General features: G+C 61.9%; 21 protein-coding genes. 14 read left to right on the top strand and 7 right to left on the bottom strand.

The genetic code is table 11. The annotated features are described in order from the left end of the window. Window positions 1-2: 2 nt before the first annotated feature. Window positions 3-2,153: a S9 family peptidase gene (locus AAFP29_RS05905; protein WP_419216421.1), complete on the top strand. Its 2,151-nt coding sequence runs from the start codon at window positions 3-5 to the stop codon at window positions 2,151-2,153. Then, window positions 2,146-3,105, top strand: coding sequence for an NAD(P)H-dependent flavin oxidoreductase (locus AAFP29_RS05900; RefSeq protein WP_419216420.1), 960 nt, complete (start codon window positions 2,146-2,148; stop codon window positions 3,103-3,105). The genes AAFP29_RS05905 and AAFP29_RS05900 overlap by 8 nt, the downstream gene beginning before the upstream one ends. 79 nt (window positions 3,106-3,184) lie before the next feature. On the opposite strand, the gene AAFP29_RS05895 is transcribed toward AAFP29_RS05900, so the two are convergent. Then, on the bottom strand, window positions 3,185-4,744 hold the full coding sequence (locus AAFP29_RS05895; RefSeq protein WP_419216419.1) for a DHA2 family efflux MFS transporter permease subunit: 1,560 nt from the start codon (window positions 4,742-4,744) through the stop codon (window positions 3,185-3,187). Next, window positions 4,741-5,238, bottom strand: coding sequence for a MarR family winged helix-turn-helix transcriptional regulator (locus AAFP29_RS05890; protein WP_419216418.1), 498 nt, complete (start codon window positions 5,236-5,238; stop codon window positions 4,741-4,743). Before AAFP29_RS05890 ends, AAFP29_RS05895 begins: the two co-directional genes overlap by 4 nt. Window positions 5,239-5,367: 129 nt before the next feature. On the opposite strand from AAFP29_RS05890, the gene AAFP29_RS05885 reads away from it, so the two are divergent. From AAFP29_RS05885 to AAFP29_RS05865, 5 genes are all read left to right on the top strand, one after another. Then, window positions 5,368-5,850, top strand: coding sequence for a glutathione peroxidase (locus tag AAFP29_RS05885; RefSeq protein ID WP_419216417.1), 483 nt, complete (start codon window positions 5,368-5,370; stop codon window positions 5,848-5,850). A 61-nt stretch (window positions 5,851-5,911) separates the two neighbouring features. After that, entirely contained in the window at window positions 5,912-6,151 is a 240-nt protein-coding gene (gene purS, locus AAFP29_RS05880) for a phosphoribosylformylglycinamidine synthase subunit PurS (RefSeq protein WP_419216416.1), read from the top strand. 2 nt (window positions 6,152-6,153) lie between these two features. Then, entirely contained in the window at window positions 6,154-6,834 is a 681-nt protein-coding gene (gene purQ, locus AAFP29_RS05875) for a phosphoribosylformylglycinamidine synthase subunit PurQ (protein WP_419216415.1), read from the top strand. Next, window positions 6,834-7,505, top strand: a complete 672-nt coding sequence (locus AAFP29_RS05870; RefSeq protein ID WP_419216413.1) for a hypothetical protein — start codon at window positions 6,834-6,836, stop codon at window positions 7,503-7,505. The genes purQ and AAFP29_RS05870 overlap by 1 nt, the downstream gene beginning before the upstream one ends. After that, the gene (locus AAFP29_RS05865) at window positions 7,502-8,764 is read left to right on the top strand and encodes a M18 family aminopeptidase (RefSeq protein ID WP_419216412.1); all 1,263 of its coding nucleotides are present in this window, start codon (window positions 7,502-7,504) and stop codon (window positions 8,762-8,764) included. The genes AAFP29_RS05870 and AAFP29_RS05865 overlap by 4 nt, the downstream gene beginning before the upstream one ends. Here AAFP29_RS05865 and AAFP29_RS05860 read toward each other — a convergent pair. Both AAFP29_RS05860 and AAFP29_RS05855 read right to left on the bottom strand, forming a co-directional pair. Continuing rightward, window positions 8,761-10,050, bottom strand: coding sequence for a hypothetical protein (locus tag AAFP29_RS05860; RefSeq protein ID WP_419216411.1), 1,290 nt, complete (start codon window positions 10,048-10,050; stop codon window positions 8,761-8,763). The two genes, AAFP29_RS05865 and AAFP29_RS05860, sit on opposite strands and share 4 nt — an antisense overlap. A 13-nt stretch (window positions 10,051-10,063) precedes the next feature. Next, on the bottom strand, window positions 10,064-11,029 hold the full coding sequence (locus AAFP29_RS05855; protein WP_419216410.1) for a cupin domain-containing protein: 966 nt from the start codon (window positions 11,027-11,029) through the stop codon (window positions 10,064-10,066). A 94-nt stretch (window positions 11,030-11,123) separates the two neighbouring features. Between AAFP29_RS05855 and AAFP29_RS05850 the strand changes: the two genes are divergently transcribed. Beyond that, entirely contained in the window at window positions 11,124-11,609 is a 486-nt protein-coding gene (locus tag AAFP29_RS05850) for a DUF1772 domain-containing protein (protein WP_419216409.1), read from the top strand. Window positions 11,610-11,611: 2 nt separating this feature from the next. Here the strand turns inward: AAFP29_RS05850 and AAFP29_RS05845 are convergent, their stop codons facing one another. After that, window positions 11,612-12,466 (bottom strand): NmrA family NAD(P)-binding protein, encoded by an 855-nt coding sequence (locus tag AAFP29_RS05845; protein ID WP_419216408.1) that lies wholly within the window; start codon window positions 12,464-12,466, stop codon window positions 11,612-11,614. A gap of 126 nt (window positions 12,467-12,592) precedes the next feature. Here AAFP29_RS05845 and AAFP29_RS05840 point away from each other — a divergent pair, with 126 nt between their 5' ends. Further along, on the top strand, window positions 12,593-13,000 hold the full coding sequence (locus AAFP29_RS05840; RefSeq protein WP_419216407.1) for a winged helix-turn-helix transcriptional regulator: 408 nt from the start codon (window positions 12,593-12,595) through the stop codon (window positions 12,998-13,000). 29 nt (window positions 13,001-13,029) lie between these two features. Next, on the top strand, window positions 13,030-13,587 hold the full coding sequence (locus AAFP29_RS05835; protein WP_419216406.1) for a hypothetical protein: 558 nt from the start codon (window positions 13,030-13,032) through the stop codon (window positions 13,585-13,587). Here AAFP29_RS05835 and AAFP29_RS05830 read toward each other — a convergent pair. Together AAFP29_RS05830 and AAFP29_RS05825 are read right to left on the bottom strand one after the other, a co-directional pair. Beyond that, on the bottom strand, window positions 13,584-14,372 hold the full coding sequence (locus AAFP29_RS05830) for a DUF1266 domain-containing protein (protein ID WP_419216405.1): 789 nt from the start codon (window positions 14,370-14,372) through the stop codon (window positions 13,584-13,586). The genes AAFP29_RS05835 and AAFP29_RS05830 overlap by 4 nt on opposite strands. 28 nt (window positions 14,373-14,400) lie before the next feature. Next, window positions 14,401-15,252, bottom strand: coding sequence for an alpha/beta fold hydrolase (locus AAFP29_RS05825; protein ID WP_419216404.1), 852 nt, complete (start codon window positions 15,250-15,252; stop codon window positions 14,401-14,403). Between the two features lie 59 nt (window positions 15,253-15,311). Here AAFP29_RS05825 and AAFP29_RS05820 point away from each other — a divergent pair, with 59 nt between their 5' ends. The 4 genes from AAFP29_RS05820 (at window position 15,312) to AAFP29_RS05805 (ending at window position 21,486) form a co-directional block, all read left to right on the top strand. After that, window positions 15,312-15,920: a TetR/AcrR family transcriptional regulator gene (locus AAFP29_RS05820; RefSeq protein ID WP_419216403.1), complete on the top strand. Its 609-nt coding sequence runs from the start codon at window positions 15,312-15,314 to the stop codon at window positions 15,918-15,920. 208 nt (window positions 15,921-16,128) lie between these two features. Beyond that, entirely contained in the window at window positions 16,129-18,675 is a 2,547-nt protein-coding gene (locus AAFP29_RS05815; protein ID WP_419216402.1) for an ATP-dependent Clp protease ATP-binding subunit, read from the top strand. Between the two features lie 189 nt (window positions 18,676-18,864). Continuing rightward, window positions 18,865-19,734, top strand: coding sequence for an alpha/beta fold hydrolase (locus AAFP29_RS05810; RefSeq protein WP_419216401.1), 870 nt, complete (start codon window positions 18,865-18,867; stop codon window positions 19,732-19,734). A 57-nt stretch (window positions 19,735-19,791) separates the two neighbouring features. Continuing rightward, window positions 19,792-21,486 (top strand): AMP-binding protein, encoded by a 1,695-nt coding sequence (locus tag AAFP29_RS05805; protein ID WP_419216400.1) that lies wholly within the window; start codon window positions 19,792-19,794, stop codon window positions 21,484-21,486. Window positions 21,487-21,505 lie beyond the last annotated feature (19 nt).

The following is a 21,505-nucleotide window of genomic DNA, read 5'->3' as shown; positions in this document are numbered from 1 at the left end:
CATTGGCAACCGTGCCGAGCACACCACCTGTCGCCAAGAAGGTGCGCAACGAGCGAACGCACCACGGCGACACCGTCGTCGACAACTACGAGTGGTTGCGAGATAAGGACGACGCCGAGGTCATCGCGTATCTCGAAGCGCAAAACGCTTACACCGCAGCGCATACCGACTCACTTGCTGGACTTCGTGACGAGATTTTCGGTGAGATCAAGAGCCGTGTCCAAGAAACCGATATGTCGCTGCCGTATCGGCTCGGCAAGTTCTGGTACTTCGTCCGAACCGAAGAGGGCAAACAGTATTCGGTTTCCTGCCGGGTTCCGATCGCCTCCGCCGACGACTGGACACCGCCCAAGGTGAGCCCGGGCGAAGTGCTCCCCGGCGAGGAAGTGTTGCTGGACAGCAACATCGAGTCGCAAGGGCACGACTTCTTCAGCCTCGGCGCGGCAACGGTCAGCAACGACGGTCAGTGGTTGGCCTATAGCACCGACGTCGTCGGCGACGAGCGCTACACACTGCGCTTCAAGAATCTGACTACCGGCGAATTGCTCGACGATGTCATCGCCGATACCGCTGGCGGGGCCGTTTGGTCGCAGGACGCCGCACATGTCTTCTATCAGACGGTCGACGACTCGTGGCGTCCGGATACGGTGTGGCGGCACGACATTGGTGCCGGCACCGAAGACGTGAAGGTCTTTCACGAGCCCGACGAACGCTATTGGGTCGGGATGGGATTGACTCGTAGCCGGCAGTATCTGGTCATCGGGGTTGGATCGAAGATCACTTCGGAGGCCTACGTGCTGGCCGCTGACAATCCGACCGGTGAATTCGTCAGTGTCGCACCGCGAGTCGAGGGGGTGGAATATGACGTCGAACATGCCGTGATCGGGGGTTCGGACTACTTCCTGTTCACCCACAACGAGGAACGCGACGGCGTCAAATATGAGAATTCGGCAGTCGATATCGCGCCGGTCGCCGATCCGACGCTACGTCGGGAACTGATCGGTCACTCGTCGGAACGGCGAATCGAAGGGGTCGATGCTTTCGCCGACTACCTCACCCTGTCGTATCGGGAGAATGCGCTCCCACAGGTCGCTATCGCCGACCTTCGGTCGATCGAAGGAATCCCGCGCGCCGAGGATTTCGCACCGCTGACCTTTGACCAAGAGTTGTATTCCGTTGGGCTGGGCGGAAACCCGGAATTTGTGACGCCGTCGCTGCGCATCGGCTACACGAGCTTTATCGAGCCGTCGGAAGTGACGTCGCTCGACGTCGCGACCGGACAGCGCACGCTCCTGAAGCGGCAAGTGGTTCTCGGTGAGTACAACGTCGGCGACTACACCCAGAGTCGGGAGTGGGCCACCGCCGCGGACGGAACCAGGATTCCGCTCTCGATTGTGCGGCGCAAGGGAATTGAGGCCACGGCCGACGAGCCCAGGCCGACACTGCTCTATGCTTACGGTTCGTATGAGGCGAGTATGGATCCCGGATTCTCAGTGTCGAGGTTGTCGATGCTCGACCGTGGCGTCGTATTCGTCATCGCACATATCCGTGGCGGCGGCGAACTCGGCCGTCACTGGTATGAGGACGGGAAGACCCTCACCAAGAAGAACACCTTCACCGACTTCGTCGATTCGGCACGTCATCTCATCGGCACCGGCTGGACAGATCCGAAACATCTGGTGGCAGAAGGTGGTTCGGCCGGCGGATTGCTGATGGGTGCGGTCGCCAACCTCGCGCCCGAGTTGTTCAACGGCATTCTCGCGTCGGTGCCATTCGTGGACGCCCTCAATTCGATTCTCGATCCGTCGCTACCGCTGACCGTCATCGAATGGGATGAGTGGGGTGACCCGCTGCATGACTCCGAGGTCTACGAATATATGAAGTCGTATTCGCCGTATGAGAACGTCGGGCCCAAGCCGTATCCGTCAATTCTCGCGCTCAATTCACTCAACGACACCCGCGTTCTATATGTCGAGGCTGCGAAATGGGTTGCGCGACTACAGGAGAACACCACCGCGGACAACCCCATCTTGCTGAAAACGGAGATGTCGGCCGGCCACGGCGGCGTTTCCGGTCGGTACAAGCAGTGGGAGGAGACCGCGTACGAGCTGGCCTGGATCCTGCGGCAAACCGGTGCGCTGGCCGATGACTGATATCGACGGTCTTCTCAACGACCTCCGCGTTCCGGTCGTCGGAGCGCCGATGGCCGGTGCCGCCGGTGGTCGGCTGGCATCAGCTATCACCGCTGCGGGCGGTTTGGGCATGGTCGGCGTCGGGAATGTCGCGACTGTCGAGCAGCTTGCGCCCGAGCTCGAAATCGCTTCGGCTGGCGGCAGATTCGGTGTCGGCCTGATGTGCTGGTCGTTGCCGGACAATCCTGAACTGCTCGATGTCACCCTGGCGGCATCCCCTGCAGTGATCAGCTTGAGTTTCGGTGATCCACGGCCGTATCTGAGTGTCGTGCACGGTGCGGGTATCCCGGTGGTGGCGCAGGTCGGAACTCGAACCGAAGCGCTCGATGTACTTGATGCCGGTGTCGACGCGGTGGTGGTACGTGGCGACGAAGGCGGTGGCCACGGACGCGGTGTTGTTGCCACTTTGCCTCTGCTGCAACAAGTCCTGGATATCACCGACAAGCCGGTATTGGCCGCCGGAGGTATTGCGACGGCACGGGGACTTGCCGCGGTTCTCGCGGCCGGAGCTGCTGCCGCGTGGGTTGGCACGCCCTTCGCGGCGGCGGAGGAGAGCCTGTTCAAGGACTCGGCCAAACAGGCCGTGATCGACGCGGACACCGATCAGACGGTCTATACGAGGGCTTTCGATGTGGCGCAACGGTTCGATTGGCCGACCATCTACGGAGGCCGCGCGCTGAGCAACGACTTCACCGCGCAGTGGGCTGAGCGGGTCACCGAACTGGAGGCCGACGTTCCCGACGCGATGACCGCGCAAATGAAACAGGCTCGTGTGCAAGGCGATACCGCGATGGCCCCGGTCTATGCGGGCGAGTCTGCTGGGCTGGTCACCGAGCACCGAACCGCTGCGCAGGTAGTGGACAGTTTCGCCGGCTTCCGCGACTATCTGGTGGCCGCACAGCGCTGGCTCTGATCGCGTACCCTCCAAAATAGCTGTAGCCCCCGTCGAGACGGGGGCTACAGCTAGTTGAGCGGGAGTGCGAGCCCGGCGATCAGTGGATGATCGTCGGCTGGCGATCCATCTCTTCCTCGGTCAGCGAAGATGCGATCTTCGTGCGCGGCAGGAAGAAGGCCGGGATCAACGTCACGGCGACCAAAACCGCCGCGACGATGAACGCTGTGCCGTAGTGGCCGGCGGCCGACTCGAACCAGTCCAGCGGTGGCTGGGCCGGCGCCTTACCGGCCTGCACGATCTGGTCGTACTTATCCGGATCGGTATTCGAGAGCAATGCGGCGCCACCGAACATGTCGCCCTTCAGGCCCGAGGCCAAGATAACAGCGATGACCGCAGTACCGATTGACGACGCGGTCTGCTGCACCACGTTCATCATCGTCGAGCCGTCGGGCACCTGAGCGTTGGTCAGGGTTGCCAGCGCGGCGGACATGATCGGCATCATCGTCATGCCCATGCCCAGACCCTGGACGAACAGCGCGCCGCAAAGCAGCCAGTAGGACGTATCCGCGCCGAGCATGGTGAACGTCCCCATGCCGATGAAGATCAGTACGATGCCGCCCAAGACGAACTTGCCCGGACCGATTTTGTCCGTCATCCGACCGGCGATCGGCATGGTCAGCATGGCGCCGATACCCTGCGGAGCCAGCAAAAGTCCTGCGGCCAGGGTTGATTCGCCGCGGACTGCGATGAAGTACTGCGGGTAGAGCAGCGACGCACCGAAGAAGGCCATCATGAAGATGCTCATGGTGATGACCGAGACGGTCAGCGTCTTGTTCTTGAATAGTCGCAAGTCCAGCAGCGGCTTGTCAGAGTTGAGCGCGTGCCAGATGAACAGCCCGATCAGAACCGCACCGACGATGGCCGGGATGAGGACCTTCGGCGTGATGAAGGTGCCGGACTCGGTACTCGAGGAAATTCCATAGAGGAACAGTGCGAGACCGGGGGACAGCATCAACAGACCGACCAGGTCGATCTTGGGACGTGACTTCTCGTCATCGTCCTTGAGGACCAGGGCGGCGTAGACCAGCGCGACGATGCCGACGGGCACGTTGATGAGGAAGACCCAGTGCCACGAAGCCTTCTCGATCAGCAGGCCACCGAGGATCGGACCGGCGATGGGGCCGAGCAGCATCGGGATACCGAGGACGGCCATGATCGAACCGATCCGCTCCGGTCCGGCGGCCTTGGTCAGAATCATCATGCCGATCGGCATCAGCAAACCGCCGCCGAGACCCTGGATCACACGGAACGCGACCAGTGAGCCGATATTCCAGGCGAACGCGCACAGAATCGAGCCGGCCAGGAATAGCACCAGTGAGGTCAGGTAGACCTTTTTGGTGCCGAAACGCGAAGCCGCCCAGGACGATAGCGGGATAACTGAGGCCAAGGCCAAGGTGTAGCCGGTCATCGTCCAGGCGGCGCCGGCGGCATCGGTGTTGAATGTCGTCTGGAAGGTGTTCTGTGCCACCGAGACAACGGTGACGTCGAGAATGGACATGATCGCGCCGAGCACGACCACGCCAGCGACGATCAGCACATGCCGATCGAGCGTGGTGTCCGGTGCCTTCGCGGCGCCGGCCGAAGATGGTGACGTCATGCGTGAGCTTTCTGTGGGATGGAAGTCGGGAAATAATCGTTGTCGCCGTTGACAATTGAACTCAAGGTTGACTGAAGGTCGTCTCGCAATTCGGCTGGCAGCCGAGAAACGAAGTCGCGCAACAGGTCTTCTTTGATAGACAGCTGGGCGTCGACAATGTCCTGGCCCTTGTCGGTCAATGAGATTCGTTTGATGCGACGATCCGCCGCATCTTCGCGCCGATCGACGATGCCGAGCCCGACGAGCTTGTCGATGCCCCGGCCGGCCGCGGCGAGCGATAGGCCGAGTTCACCGGCGAGTTCGTTGACCGACATCGGCAGTCCGTGCGAGCCGAGAATGAACACCGAACGCATCTGCGAAAAGGTGAGCTCGGTGGCAACCATGGTGTCCATCGTCGCCGCTTTCGCCGAGCACGTGATGCGCTCGAAGAACTGTTCCAGCACGGCGCAGGTGGCCCCGACCGGATCGTCAGACGATGAAACAGATGATTGCACGCCGACAAAGGTAACCTCCACGCAACTATTGACGCAAGCGCAACTAATAGTGAATTGCCTCACTGCCTCGGGCGGCGGTGGCGGCAATCACCGCGATGCGGCGCGAGCCAGCGGGTAGCGTCGTTGGGTGTGAGCAACGTCAAAGACATCGAAGTAAGAGCGCTCGACGGCAGCGCACTGAATCTCGCCGGCTTTTCCGGTCCGTTGTTGGTAGTCAATGTCGCCAGCAAATGCGGTCTGACGCCGCAGTACACCGGCCTCGAAGAGCTCGCGAAGACCTATGGCGATCGCGGCTTGACTGTCGTCGGCGTGCCATGCAATCAATTCATGGGCCAGGAGCCCGGCAGCGCCGACGAGATAGCCACCTTCTGCTCGACAACCTACGGTGTCACCTTTCCACTGCTGGAGAAGGCCGATGTCAAAGGCGAAGCTCAGCACCCGCTCTACGCCGAGCTGACCAAAGCCGCTGACGCCGACGGCGAGTCCGGGGACGTGCAGTGGAATTTCGAGAAGTTCCTCGTCGACGCGTCGGGCACGGTTGTCAATCGGTTCCGACCTCGCACCGAACCGGGTGCACCCGAGGTCATCTCCGCCATTGAGGCTGCGCTGTAGCTTCCCTATGCGCCGGGTAAGCTGAGGCGACCGAATTTCCACTTCAAAGGAGTTCCCTTTCATGGCGCGTGTGGTTGTCGACGTGATGCCCAAGGCTGAGATTCTCGATCCCCAGGGACAGGCGATTGTCGGTGCGCTCGGCCGACTTGGGTTCTCCGGCATCGCCGACGTTCGCCAGGGCAAGCGATTCGAACTCGAAGTAGACGACTCCGTCGATGATCTCGCGCTCGAGCGCATCGCGGAAGAGTTGTTGACGAACACCGTTATCGAAAACTTCAACGTGACCCGCGTGGAGGCCTGAGCGTGAGTGCGCGTATCGGTGTCATCACTTTTCCCGGCACCCTCGACGACGTGGACGCGGCTCGAGCGGTCCGACTGGCCGGGGCGCAGGCAGTCGAACTGTGGCACGGTGACGACGATCTGAAAGGTGTCGACGCGGTCGTGGTTCCTGGCGGCTTCTCCTACGGCGACTACTTGCGTGCCGGCGCCATCGCGAAATTCGCCCCAGTGATGCGCTCGGTGGTTGACGCCGCAGGCAAAGGTATGCCGGTTCTGGGTATCTGCAACGGTTTTCAGGTGTTGTGCGAGTCCGGGCTGCTGCCCGGCGCGCTCACGCGTAACGAGGGACTGCATTTCATCTGCCGCGACCAATGGCTCAAGGTTGAGAACAACACCACGGCGTGGACCTCACGATTCGACTCGGGTGCCGAGATTCTCGTGCCGCTCAAATCGGGTGAGGGACGCTATGTCGCCTCCGACGAGAAGCTTGAAGAACTCAAAGGCGAGGGGCGGATCGTCTTCAGCTATGCCGGCGGTAACCCAAATGGTTCACAACTCGACATCGCCGGAATCTGCAGCGCGAACAACCGCGTCGTCGGCCTGATGCCGCATCCCGAGCATGCCACCGAGGCATTGACCGGTCCAAGCGATGACGGCCTCGGCCTGTTCTACTCTGTGCTGGATACGGTCCTCGCGAACGTCTGATGATATCGGCGATCATGGCGGCGATCGGTGCCGCGATGATCGTATTGGCGATTGTCGCGGCACGCTGCCGTGACACCGCGCCGGTGGCATCTGGGCTCACCGTCGTCGTGAGCTTAGGTTTGGCCTATGACAACGTAGTAGTAGCCATCGGTCCGCTGATCGACTATGGCGATGTGCTGTCAGCTATCAACGTGCCGCGCTTCTGGTTACACGTATTCACGCTGCCGCTGCTCATCATCGTCGGTGGACTTCTGGTCGCGCGACTCGGCGTCGGATGGTTGACCACCCGAGCGGCGATCGTCGTCGATTCCGTTATGGTTGCCAGCCTCGTAGTTATCGGCGTGATCGGCGAACTCACTCCGCTGGACCTGGTCGAATCCGATGCGGGTGGCGCGACGCGGTATGTCAACGACGCGATGTACGGGCCGCCGATCCCGGCCATCGTCACCATTATCGTGTTGATCGGCCTTGGGGCGCTCGCATGGCGTGCCGCGGGGTGGCCGTGGCTGCTCGTTGGAGCCTTGGTCATGTTTGCCGCGGCAGCGGTGCCCGGCGTTCTCTGGATCAGCAACGCGGGCGAACTCGTTCTGCAAACCACGATTGTCGCCACGTTGGTATCGGTGACCCACTGGGCGCGAGCAGAGATGTCCTTGATAGGAGTTGAGGTATGACCAACACTAGTGCCACCGCCGCGGGCCTTGGCGCATTCATCGATGCCTCGCCGTCGCCCTTTCACGTATGTGACACTGTCGCAACGGAACTCGACGCAGCGGGATATCGCCGACTGGCAGAGACCGCACCCTGGCCGACTGGCGGTGGTTCGTTCTATGTGATCCGCGGCGGCTCGATCGTCGCGTGGTCATCGGAGTCCGGCCAAGGGCCGTTCCGCATTGTCGGTGGGCATACCGACAGCCCCAATCTGCGCGTCAAGCAACATCCGGACAAGACTTCGGCTGGGCTGTCGATGGTTGGGCTCGAACCCTATGGCGGTGCCTGGCTGAATTCGTGGCTAGACCGCGACCTCGGTCTGTCCGGACGCATCGCCTACCGCGATGGTTCGTCGGTGAGTCACAAGCTGATTCACATCGCCGAGCCGATTCTGCGCGTACCCCAATTGGCGATTCATCTATCCGAGGATCGCAAAGGGATTACGCCGAATCCGCAACGCCATGTCGACGCGATCTTCGCGGTGCGGCAGGCGCCGCCGCTACTGGACTGGGTTGCCCGGCAGGTCGACGTCGAGCCGGTTTCGGTACTCGGGTGGGAACTGATGACCCACGACGTAAACCCTTCCGGAGTTGTTGGCGCGCAACAGGATCTGCTGAGTGCGCCCCGGCTAGACAATCAGGGCACCTGTTACGCCGGGCTGCGGGCGTTGCTGGATTCGCCCCAGACTCCGGGTGTCCGCATGCTGGCGCTCTTCGATCATGAAGAGGTCGGCAGCGGCTCCGAACGGGGTGCTGCCTCGGATCTACTGTCGACTGTGTGCGAGCGAATCGTGTTGTCGCGCGGCGGATCCCGCGAGGACTATCTGCGGACCATGGCGGCCAGCGTCTGCGTATCCGGAGATATGGCGCACGCTACCCATCCCAACTATCCCGATCGACACGAGCCCGCACACCAGATCGCGATCAACGGCGGTCCGGTACTGAAGGTCAATCAGAATCTGCGGTATGCCTCGGATGCGCTGGGAGAGGCGGTCTTCGCGTTGGCGTGCGAGCGGGCGAAAGTGCCGCTGCAGCGGTATGTACATCGTGCCGATCTACCCTGCGGGTCAACGATCGGACCGATCACCGCGACCCGTACCGGCTTGCGGACGGTCGACGTCGGTGCCCCGCAATTGGCAATGCACAGCGCACGCGAGTTGATGGGCGTCGACGATGTCTGGATGTATTCGGCTGCGCTGCAAGCCTTTCTGTCCGACAGTTAGTCCGGCGCGAGGACGGAGAGTGATTGTCCCTGGTGTAGGACCAAATATCCGTCGACATTCTGCGCCCAGCCGATGATGGGCAGTTCCCATTTGGTGCCGTCGGACACTGCGAATCCGGTGAGCTGATTGGCATTCGCGAACACGATGGTCTGCTCCGATGATCCCACGCAGGTCAGCTGGTCAATATTCGCGTCAGGGTTATCAAGATCGGGACCGGGTATGTTGCCGACTGATGTGCCGTCGGCTAGTCGGTAGATCGCACGTGAGCGGTCTTTTCGAGCGAGGGCAACCACGGTGCCGCACGGTCGGGTGTTTGCCTTCGAAAGTTCTGGGTCGGTGATGGCCCACAGTGCTTTTGGCTTGGCTGGGTCGCGAATCTCGTAGCGTCCCTGCGTTTGCTGCACGGTCGCGTCACCGATCCCGGTCAGTACCGGCAACGTCGAGGCGCCCCGCACAACTTCGATGTTGCCCGATCGGTGGGTCGGATTCGAGGTGTCGAGCGCGCCGTCGGAGGTCGCGTAGAAATCGACGCTCTGTTTGCCGTAGGTGTTGTGTTGCAAGGTGATTCCGGAGGGGTAGACGTTGATATCGCAATCAGTGCAGCGCAGTCGGTTGCCGCCGGTCGCGGTGTCGACCACGGCGTTCGTGCCGTCGGCTCCGGCAAGGATCAGGATGCGATTCTCGAAGCGGGCCCGCATCGCTGAGGCGAAGGTGCGTGTCCAGATTTCCGCACCCGACGGTGTGGCGAGCATGGCCCGGTAGCCTGCTTCGTCGACGCGTAGAAAATTCGATCCGACGCCGACCACCTGTGCCGTCGAGTCGAGATTCGATACGCTCCCCAGCTTGCCGGAATCCAGATCGGCTAGATAGAACCCATTGGCGGCTTCACCGAGTTTGACTGCGCATCCGACTTCGCCGTCGTCGTTGAGTGCGCAACTTCCCAGGCCGACTCGAATAGGGTTGTCCCACAGCGGTTTTCCGGAAACCGCACTGACCAAGAGATAGGCGCGTCCCAGGCCCGATGGATAGGATAGCAGCCATCGATCCAGCCATCTGCCCGCGACGGTGATTCCGTCGCCCTGCCCGTATTCGGGCAGGGTATCGCTGTCTACGGTCCATGCGGTCTCCGGCTGCGACGAGTAGTTCCGTAGTTGGCCATACCCCGTCGACGGCGGTGTTTTGATGGCGAGGACGAGCCCAACCGACACCACCAGCAGGACGCAGCAAATCGCCACTACGGTGCCGATGCCGACACGTTTGGTGACCTTTCGGAACTGCCCTGACATGGATATCAGTCAATCATGGCATCGGTAAGCGGTTGTCTCCGACGTCGCCCGCCGCGGCTCGGCGGTACTCGGTGGGCGTGCTGCCCCGGCGTCGCTTGAACGCGCTGCTGAACGCGAAAGCCGAACTGTAGCCGACGCGTTCGGCGATACTCGCCATCGTCAGGTCGGTGCCGAGCAGCAGGTCCGCCGCGACGCGCAGCCGCCAGTCGGTCAGGTAGGTCATCGGAGGTTCGCCGACGAGTCCGGCGAAGCGCCTGGCCAGACAAGCCCGTGAGACGCCGGTCTGGTTGGCAAGTGATTCGACGGTCCACCCCCGTTCGACGTTGTTGTGCATCAGTGCCAGTGCGGATCCGACAACGGGATCGGTATGTGCTCGATACCAGCGGGGCGCTTGCGACGGGTCGGCTGCGAGATGTGTGCGCAGGGTCATCACCAGAAGCAGATCCAGTAACCGATTGAGCACGGCTTCCTGGGCGGGAGCGCTGACCGACAATTCGCCGTCCAACAGTTCGATCAGCGGATTATCTTGCGCGGCAACGATTGTGACGCGACTCAGCGCGGCGAGAAGCGGCTTGCCGACCTCGCCGAGCTGGTAGGCGCCGATTAGTGCGACAGTGTCGGCACCCCGGTCAGCGTTACCCCAGGAGCGGATGCCCCGACGCATCTGTTCGGCGACCGGATGGGTGCCGGTTGGGTCGTAGCAGTCGCCATTCGCGTCGATGACCGCGACCACCGGACTGGCTGGGTCGTCGCAGACGAGGTAGGACTCGGTGCCTCGAAACAGTGCGATCGATCCGGTGGTAAGTCGGTGGGTCGCACCATCGCGATACGTGACCACTATCTCGCCCCGACTTACCGCGACGACGGTCAGCGGTGCCTTGTCCTCGATACGGATCGCCCAGCTGCCGGCCATCACCATTCGTAGCAGGAAGGGGGCCTGGGCACGAGGGCCGCTGAGCAGACTGCCAAGTGCATCCACGTGGTCGAGCGTATCGCGAGAATGAGACGAATAGATATGCATTCGAGTGATTTAGCTATGTAGAGACTCATAGAAGTCTCGTTGACTTAGTCCTATGACCCTCCTTCGCTCTCTCGTCTTACTCCTCGCGATGTTGTGCTCCGGGCTCATGGCTGGCCTCTTCGCGGCATTCGCCTACTCCGTGATGCCCGCACTCGCCCGTACCGATGCGTCGTCGTCCGTCGCCGTCATGCAACGGATCAACGTCGCAATACTCAATCCCATATTCGGAGTGATCTTCGGCGGCGGACTGATCGTCTCAGCCCTCGCCGCCGCCGTCAGCTGGAACACGAACCTTCGATGGTGGGCTCTGGTCGGGCTCGGCTGCTATTTGGTTGGCACCTTGGTGACAGTGGCGTTCAACGTGCCGCTCAACAACCAACTTGACGCGGCTGGCATCCCATCGGCCCAGCAGGCCGTCGCCGAGTGGTCGGACTTCGCGGCCTCCTGGGCCCGATGGAATGTCGTGCGCACCGTCGCGCATCTGGGCGGCTTCGCCGTTCTTGCCTTCGGCCTGATTGCCACTCGGCCGTCAGTGTAGAACTACCGCGCCGTGCGCAACACTTCGGCGAATGGCGTGCTCGGCTGACCGATCAGGTCCACGAGATCAGTCGACGTCGAATCAAGCTGGCCGTTGGCGACCCCGGCGTCGGCATCGGCGAGGATCTGCGCAACTGGTTCGGGCAGGCCGTTGCCGGCCAGCGCGGCGGCGTAGTCCTCCTGCGAAAGATTCTGGTAGACAACGGGTTTACCGGTGATATCGCTGATCTGCGCGGCCAGTTCGGCGTAGGTGAGTGGGTGGTCGCCAGCGAGCTCGTAGACCGCGCGGGGGGTATCTGCCAGCAAGACTGCCACTGCTGCCCCGGCGTAGTCGGTACGGGAGGCGCCTGCCACCCGGCCGTCTGCGGCGGCACCGTATAGCGTGCCCGACTCGCTAGCCGCGTCTGCCGCGGCGAGGTAGTTCTCCCAGTACCAGCCGTTGCGCAGGAGCGCGTATGTGATGCCGCTGTCGGCGAGGGACTTCTCGGTCGCGCGGTGCTCGTCGCCCAGGGCCAACGCGCTCTCGGTCGCGCGAAGCAGGCTCGTGTACGCCGTGAAACTCACGCCCGCGGCCTTGATGGCGGCGATGACATTGGCGTGTTGTGCCGCGCGCTGACCGACTTCGGAACCGGAAACGAATAGCAATTTGTCCACGCCGGCGAGCGCGGTGGTCAACGCTTGCACGTCGTTATAGTCCGCCTGGCGCACCGCAACGCCGCTGTCGGCGAGGGTGCCGGCCTTGGTGGAGTCGCGTACGACTGCGACGATGTCGGCTGCGTCGACCCCTTTGGCGAGTAGCGCGTCGATGGCGGCGCCGCCGAGTCCGCCGGTTGCTCCGGTCACTGCATAGGTGGTCATTGGGGTTCTCCTTGGTTCCGATGAGAGTTTCCTCAGCACTGGTGCGTGCTTCCTAGCCACTATGCACTTACTAGAAGTAAGTGTCAATATTGAAGTAAGAACATGTCCGGGAGTATGCTCAGACTCATGGCGCTGAAAAGGGTTGACGAGTCCGTGGGTGAGCCTGTCGTCGACCCTGCCCTGGAAGCCGACGTCTTCGCGCGGGACTGCTCGTCGCGCGACATCCTGCAGGCGGTGACAAGCCGGTGGGGGTTGCTGGCACTTGCCGCGCTACGGGAGGGGGAGTTGCGATTCAGTGCGCTGCGACGACGGGTCGACGGGGTAAGTGAGCGGATGCTGTCGGTGACGCTGCAGTCGCTCGAACGGGACGGATTCGTCAATCGTGAAGTGCTGCAATCTATTCCGCCAAAGGTTGAATACTCGCTGACCGAACGGGGTGCAGCGGTCGCCGGTCAGTTGTACGTACTGATCGAGCTCATTCAAGGGCAGGTCGATGATGTAGCGCAGGCGCGTGAGACGTATGACCGACGGTGAGTGCGGCGGAGGCGGACAACATTCCTACTGTGACAGCAGAACAGAATTACGGCGTCGCACACCGTGAGCGTGCCGACATCGCGGCCGCGCTGTGGTGGTCGCCGCAGGCCGACGCCGACGCGGAATGCCTGATCGCATACCTCACCAGTCGTGAATTGCTGCTCAACGCATGTATCGCCTGGTTCAAAGGTCAGTGGGGTCTACTCGCCGTGACTACTGATCGCATTCTGATGGTCGCCGCGGGTGCCGACGACAAGCGCGGGTTCGCCTACGAACTACCCGCGGCCGCGATCCTGGGCTTCGCGCAGGGTGACAAGGATGGCAAGTACTTTGTGGGCCAACTGCAAGACTACGAATCGTGGACAAAGATCTTCACGAGTAACAAGTTGCCAATCGACATCCCCGACCAGCGCGTTTTCTGGTTGACGCGCAACCTGATGAACGAGCGCCGCGACGATCTCGACAAGGCCGACGACGCGGGTGTGCGAGATCAATTCAAGCGGTTCATGTCGATTCGCGATGCACAGCGAACCGGCGGACTCGACGAAGACACCGCACGTCACGCGATCGCTCGGATTTTCGCCTAGGAGTCGGCGGTCAGCGCCATTCGCCGCCACGGACTCTCCGCGCGGACGAGTAATGCGTTGATCATCGCGCCGACTTCCGATGCCGACGTTCCTGCCTTCTTGAGGTCAAAGCCGGCCATCCAATAAGCGCGGCCGATCAAATAGCCATGTGCGAATTGGCGCCAGTTCGCGTAGTAGTCACGTGCCGCCGACAGGGCCGCGATCAACATCGGCCACGCCTCGTCCTCGGTGAGGTATTCGCAGCGCAAACTCATTCGGACGACAAAAGCGACCCGGCCCAGATCCCATGCGCGAATATGACCGGGGAAATTCTCGTTACGCAATACCGGCCGGAGAATATCCATCGTGCGCAGGTTGTAGAGCGCGTTGTAGTCATCGATTCGGCCGACAACCGGTAGAGCACTCGCGGTGAGGCGTGCGGCGAGAAATTCGCGGTGGTTGTCGATAATCAGTGAATCGGTGCTGTCGATCGCGTCTTGGACAAGCGGTGCGACGACCTCGAAACCCCGGCTGTGCATTCCGTCGAGGAGGCCGCCGACCGCGATTCGCGCCGATACCGCGTCATCGATACCCCACCAGTCACTCATCCGTCGCTGCGCGTCAACGATCGCCTCGCCGGTGTCGAGGGTGTCGCACGCGAATCCGTTGGAGCAGTTCAAGATAGCGCCGACGCTGAGTGCGGCTAGCTGTTCGTTGTTCAGTCCGGAAGTCCCGGCCCACGTGAATGCTGTTGCGAGCGGCGAGGACTCACCAAAGGGAAACGGTTGGATCGGCGGCATGCCCATGAGGATCCAGCGTAGCCGCGCCCTGGAATCAGTCGCTCGTCCGTGCCCCGATCGCCACCACGGCGTCGACTACCGCCTGCGGAGCATCGAGCGAAACGAAGGTGCGGGAGCCGGGAACTTCTACGAACTTCGCGTCCGGGAAGGCTGATGCGAGGCGGCGACCGAGCGCAGCGGTGAAACATCGGTCGGCCATCCCCCACAGAATGGTGACCGGGACCTTGACTCTCGACATCCGGGTGGTCGCCATGCTCATGTCGCCCAGCGCGTCGATTCCCGCGATGACCGCGGCGGCGTCGGCCCGAATCGCCGGATCGGCTCGGACCGTCTGCACCATCTCGGCGGTGAGCGCGGCGTCGGGTTTAGTTGCCAGCAAACCGAATCCGAGCCAAGAGTGTCGTAGCCACTTAGCGCCCATCGCGGGCATCGCGGCATTCAGGACAGGTTTGCGTTTGAGGAGTGTGAAGACGAATTTGAATGGCTGTGGCGGGAATTTGTCGAAAGCGTCGCAGTTGGTGAGCACCACGCGACCGACGAGATCGGGTTCCACGCCGAGTGCGAATTGGCATAGGCCGCCGCCGGTGTCGTTGCCAACCAGCGTGGCGTCGCCGAGGTCGAAGGCGGATACGAACTCGCGGATTAATTGAGCAATGGCCGGTGGGGTGAGTTCGTTCCCAACCGGGACGGGGATGCGGTGTGCGCCGAGCGGAAAGGTCGGGACATAACTGCGGTAGCCGGCATCGGCTAGGCGTTGGGCGACGTCGCGCCAGAGCAATCCGTTAACCAGGACGCCGTGTACGAACAATACGGGTGAATGGGCTGAGTCTTCCGGGCCGTAGACGTCGTACTCGATTTGGCCCGAGGGCAGTTCTGCGAGTGGCATGCGCGCTATCCTTCGACGAGACTTACAAACACCTTGCATGAAAGTTACAAACACTCTGTATGAAAGTCAACAGGCGAACCCAGGCCGAGCGCACCGCCGCCACGCGGCACGCACTGCGGACGGCTGCGCGCGGACTCTTCGCCGAGCATGGCTTCGCGGGGGTTGGCACTCAGATGATCGTCGACGCCGCCGGTGTCAGCAGGGGAGCGCTCTATCACCAATTCGGCGACAAGACCGGCCTATTCGCCGCGGTCTTCGACGATGTCGAGAGCGAAGTCATCGCCGCGACGGCGACGGCGATGTCCACCGCGGATGCCGACGATCCGCTCGGCGCGCTGGTCATCGGCTTCGACGATTTCACCGCGCGTCTGGCCGATCCGGCTCTCAGTCGCATCATCCTCATCGACGCCCCGGCAGTACTCGGCTGGCAGGAATGGCGGGCGCGAGGGGAGCAATACGGATTTAGCGTCGTCGAGGCCGTGTTGGGACAAGCGGTCGAACTTGGGCAGTTGCGACCGCAGCCGCTGCGACCGTTAGCGCATCTGGTGATCGGTGCGGTCGACGAATTGGCACTCTATATTTCTCGCGCCGACGATCCGGCTCAAGCTCGCCGGGAGACTCGCAATGTCATTGAACAGCTGATATCAGCCCTGGCGACCCAAGCTTGAGGCACGTTCGCTCAGGGCGTAGCGACCTCGGAACAGATGCTCTGCCTGCGGCGTTGAGCCCTGCAAGACCCGCAGTCCGACCCAGGTGTCAATCGTTTGGGTGGACATTAACTGCAGGCGTAGTTCACGTGACCACTAGACTTGAGGCAAGCAGGCTGTTTGTCGTGTCACGCGGCTGGGTCGAAGGCTTTAAAGAAAAGGGAGAACGATGTTCGAACGGTTCACCGATCGCGCTCGGCGGGTTGTGGTTTTGGCCCAAGAAGAAGCGCGCATGCTCAATCACAACTACATCGGCACCGAGCACATCCTGCTGGGTTTGATCCACGAGGGTGAAGGCGTTGCCGCCAAGGCGCTGGAGTCGCTGGGCATCTCGCTAGAGGGCGTCCGCAGCCAGGTCGAGGAGATCATCGGCCAGGGCCAGCAGGCACCCTCGGGGCATATTCCCTTCACTCCGCGTGCCAAGAAGGTACTAGAGCTCTCGCTGCGTGAAGCGCTGCAACTCGGCCACAACTACATCGGCACCGAGCACATCCTGCTCGGCCTGATCCGCGAGGGTGAAGGCGTCGCCGCACAGGTACTCGTCAAACTCGGCGCCGACCTCAACCGAGTCCGTCAGCAAGTCATCCAGTTGCTGAGCGGGTACCAGGGCAAGGAGCCGCAGGAAGCCGGCACCGGTGGCCGCAGCACCGAGGCGGGCAGCCCGTCGACGTCGCTGGTCCTCGATCAGTTCGGCCGGAACCTGACCGCTGCGGCCGGCGAGGGCAAACTTGACCCGGTGATCGGCCGGGAGAAGGAAATCGAGCGGGTCATGCAGGTGCTGAGCCGCCGTACCAAGAACAACCCCGTCCTCATCGGCGAGCCCGGCGTCGGCAAGACCGCCGTTGTCGAGGGTCTGGCGCAGGCGATCGTCAATGGCAATGTGCCCGAGACGCTCAAGGACAAGCAGCTTTACACTCTCGACCTCGGTTCGCTGGTCGCAGGCAGCCGCTATCGCGGTGACTTCGAAGAGCGCCTGAAGAAGGTACTCAAGGAGATCAACACCCGCGGTGACATCATTCTGTTCATCGACGAGTTGCATACGCTCGTGGGTGCTGGCGCGGCCGAAGGCGCCATCGACGCGGCGTCGATCCTCAAGCCGAAACTGGCCCGCGGCGAGCTGCAGACCATCGGTGCGACCACCCTCGACGAGTACCGCAAGTACATCGAGAAGGATGCGGCCCTTGAACGGCGCTTCCAGCCGGTGCAGGTCGGCGAGCCGTCGGTGGAACACACCATTGAAATCCTCAAGGGACTGCGCGACCGCTACGAGTCGCACCACCGCGTTTCCATCACCGATGGCGCGTTGGTGGCCGCGGCCACACTGGCCGACCGCTATATCAACGACCGGTTCCTGCCGGACAAGGCGATCGACCTCATCGACGAGGCCGGTGCGCGGATGCGTATCCGCCGGATGACCGCGCCGCCAGACCTGCGGGAATTCGATGATCGCATCGCCGATGCCCGCAAGGAGAAGGAATCGGCGATCGACGCCCAGGACTTCGAGAAAGCAGCGAGCCTGCGCGATAAGGAAAAGACCCTCGTCGCTGAGCGTGCCGAGCGTGAAAAGCAATGGCGCAGTGGCGATATGGATGTCGTGGCCGAGGTCGACGACGAGCAGATCGCCGAGGTCCTCGGGAACTGGACCGGCATCCCGGTGTTCAAGCTCACCGAGGAGGAGACCACCCGTCTGCTTCGTATGGAGGAAGAACTGCACAAGCGGATCATCGGCCAGGAAGACGCCGTCAGGGCTGTTTCCAAGGCGATCCGCCGTACGCGTGCGGGCCTGAAGGATCCCAAGCGTCCGTCCGGTTCGTTCATCTTCGCCGGACCGTCGGGTGTCGGCAAGACCGAGCTGTCAAAGGCGTTGGCCAACTTCCTATTCGGTGACGACGATGCGCTGATCCAGATCGACATGGGTGAGTTCCACGACCGGTTCACCGCATCGCGTTTGTTCGGTGCGCCTCCCGGCTACGTCGGCTACGAAGAGGGCGGCCAACTGACCGAGAAGGTGCGGCGCAAGCCGTTCTCGGTGGTGTTGTTCGACGAGATCGAGAAGGCTCACTCGGAGATCTACAACACTCTGTTGCAGGTCCTCGAAGACGGCCGTCTTACCGACGGACAGGGACGTACGGTGGACTTCAAGAACACCGTGCTGATCTTCACCTCGAACCTGGGCACTTCGGATATCTCGAAGGCTGTTGGGTTGGGCTTCACCAAGGGTGACGACTCGACCTCGAATTACGAGCGGATGAAGCTTAAGGTCAACGACGAGCTCAAGAAGCATTTCCGGCCCGAGTTCCTCAACCGTATCGACGACATCGTCGTGTTCCACCAGTTGACGCGCGACGAGATCATCCAGATGGTCGACCTGATGCTGAACCGTGTGGAAGGTGCGCTTAAGAACAAGGACATGGCCATCGAGGTCACCGACAAGGCCAAGTCGCTGCTGTCCAGGCGCGGCTTCGACCCGGTGCTCGGTGCCCGCCCGTTGCGTCGGACGATCCAGCGCGAGATCGAGGATCAGCTCTCCGAGAAGATCCTATTCGGCGACATCACGGCCGGTCAGATCGTGCTCGTCGACGTGGAGAACTGGGACGGCGAGGGCGACGGGGACGACGCGAAGTTCACCTTCGTCGGCTCTGAGAAGCCCCGTGAGGTGCCAGACACGCCGATCGAGATGTCTAAGACAGCCGGCGGCGAGGCTGACGCCAGCTAGATATCAGCAACTGAAAACGCCAGCGGCGCAATCCGATTGAGGATTGCGCCGCTGGCGTTTCTCGTCGTCCTCACGAGTTGGGAATCGGTGCCCCCCACAACAAGGCGAATAGCACGTCAGCCACCCTGTTCATGCCAGTAGCCTAGGCGATGGTTGACCTAACCACGACGAAGTGCTCAGGAGAACTTGATGGATACCTTCACTGAAACTGGAATCGGCGGTAACGCCTTGGCCGGGCGACGCTGGGTGCCAGTTGACGGCGCACATGCGATCCTCGTCATCGTGCACGGCATGGGTGAGCATTCCCTTCGATATGCGCAGACCGCAGAGTTCTTCGCCGACAACGGTTTCGCGGTATACGCCTACGACCATCGAGGGCACGGGCACTCCATGCTCGACGGTCGGGAACCCGGTGATCTCGGTCCGGACGGCTGGCCAGCTCTTGTCGCTGAGATCGGCGTGATTGTCGGCCACGCCGTTCGTGAGCATCCGGATCTGCCGCTGGTGGTCCTCGCACACAGCATGGGGTCATTCGCCACTCAGCAGTACCTATTGGCGAACTCCGATGTCCCCGACGCCGTTATCCTCAGTGGGACCGCTGCGCTCGATGGTCTGGAACCCGTGCTCAATCTCGATGAACCACTGGATCTTTCAGCTTTCAATGCTCCGTTTTCGCCCGCCCGCACCGACTTCGATTGGCTATCGCGGGACGAGTCCGTCGTGGACCGGTACATCGCTGATGATCTCTGTGGGTTCGGTATTGACGCGGCGTCGGGTAAGCAGATGTTCATCGGCGCTCGGTCGATCGGGGATACGGCACAGGTCGGCGAAATGCGCTCGGATCTGCCGATTCTGGTCGCGGTCGGCGAACACGACCCGGTGAACGGGCAACTGGCACTTGCCAACCTGTTGATCGACCATCTGCACGACGGCGGTCTGAACGACGTGACGCTGACGGCCTATCCGCAGGCGCGTCACGAAATCCTCAACGAAACCAATCGAGTTCAGGTGCGCGACGACATGCTGACCTGGGTATCGGAACGGTTGGCCAGGGCATAGCACTCGCACCCTCTTCGGAGGGTGGTCGATGACCGCTGTGATGTGGATCATAGAATCATGTCTACCAATACCGACCTCTATCGACACAGTCGCGACGAGCTGATCGAGACGATCGGTGACTACGACCGTGCCGTCGCCGAATTCCATTGGCCGACACTGACCGGCTCCTTCAACTGGGCAATCGACTGGTTCGACGCCTTCGCGCGCGGAAATGACGGCATCGCCCTGTGGATCACCGAGCAGGATGGTTCAGATCTCAAAGTCACCTTCGACGAGATGGTACGCCGTTCAGACCGGGTCGCCACCTGGCTTGCCGAGTTGGGAATCATCAAGGGCGACAGACTGATTCTGATGCTTGGCAATCAGGTCGAATTGTGGGAGGTAATGCTCGCGGCGATGAAGCTCGGCGCCATTGTGATGCCGACGACCGCGGCGCTCGGGCCCGACGATCTGCGTGACCGTATCGAGCGAGGCCAAGCACGTTGCGTCATAACAAATCTCGCCGATACCGCCAAGTTCGCCGAGATCGCAGGCGACTATCTGTCGATCGTGGTGGGCGGTGATGCGGCCGGCTGGCAATCGTACTCAAATTCTGCCGATGTCGAGACGGCCGGTCCGTTCGATTCGGTGACCACGGTCGATGAACCGATGCTGATCTACTTCACCTCAGGTACCACGAGCAAGCCCAAGTTGGTGGAGCACTCGCAAATCAGTTATGCGGTAGGTCATTTCACCACTGTCGCGTGGATCGGGCTGCGGCCCGGCGATGTGCATCTGGCGATCAGTTCGCCGGGCTGGGCCAAACATGCGTGGAGTTGCTTCTTCGCGCCGTGGATCGCCGAGTCGACGATCTTCGTCTACAACTATTCCCGATTCGACGCCGCGGCCTTGATGGGCCAGTTGCGCAGGGCTGCGGTAAGCACCTTCTGCGCACCTCCAACGGTGTGGCGCATGCTAATTCAGGCCGACCTCGGCGAGAAGCCTGCTGGACTGCGCGAGCTATTGGGCGCGGGTGAACCGCTGAACCCCGACGTGATCCGGCAGGTGGAACACGCGTGGGGCCTGACGATCCGTGACGGCTTCGGGCAGACCGAGACGACGCTGCAGGTGGGCAATACGCCGGGACAGCCGGTTAAGGCGGGTTCGATGGGGCGACCGATGCCGGGTGTGCCGGTGGTGTTGGTCGATCCAGTGACCGGCGAACTCGGTGACGAGGGCGAGATCTGCTTGGACCTGTCTCGCGGCCCGATGAATCTGATGACCGGCTATCTCGGCGATCCGGTGCGAAACGAACAGGTAATGGCTGGCGGCTACTACCACACCGGGGATGTGGCACAACGTGATTCGGATGGCTACATCACCTACGTAGGCCGCACCGACGACGTGTTCAAATCCTCCGACTACAAAGTGTCACCATTCGAGTTGGAGAGTGTTCTCATCGAGCATCCGGCTGTGGTCGAAGCCGCAGTGGTGCCGCAACCGGACGACACTCGATTGGCTGTACCTAAGGCGTATATCAGTCTGGCCGCAGGGTGGGAGCCGAACGAGGAGACGGCGAAGGCAATTCTGGAGTATTCGCGCGATCATCTGGCGCCTTACCTGAAGGTTCGTCGCGTCGAGTTCTTCGAGTTGCCCAAGACGATCTCCGGCAAAATACGTCGGGTCGAACTGCAGCAGCGCGAGAAGGGAGCGCATGGTGCGGGACAATCGATTTCAACCGAGTACCGGTACGAGGACCTGGTTGGCGGGTAGGCCTGGATTGTCGGCGACC

The sequence above is a fragment of the Gordonia sp. CPCC 205333 genome (assembly GCF_048537885.1).
In the GTDB taxonomy this organism is placed as follows: Bacteria; Actinomycetota; Actinomycetes; order Mycobacteriales; family Mycobacteriaceae; genus Gordonia.
The sequence above is the reverse complement of the archived record's forward strand: the minus strand, read 5'-3'. Positions and strand labels throughout refer to the sequence as shown.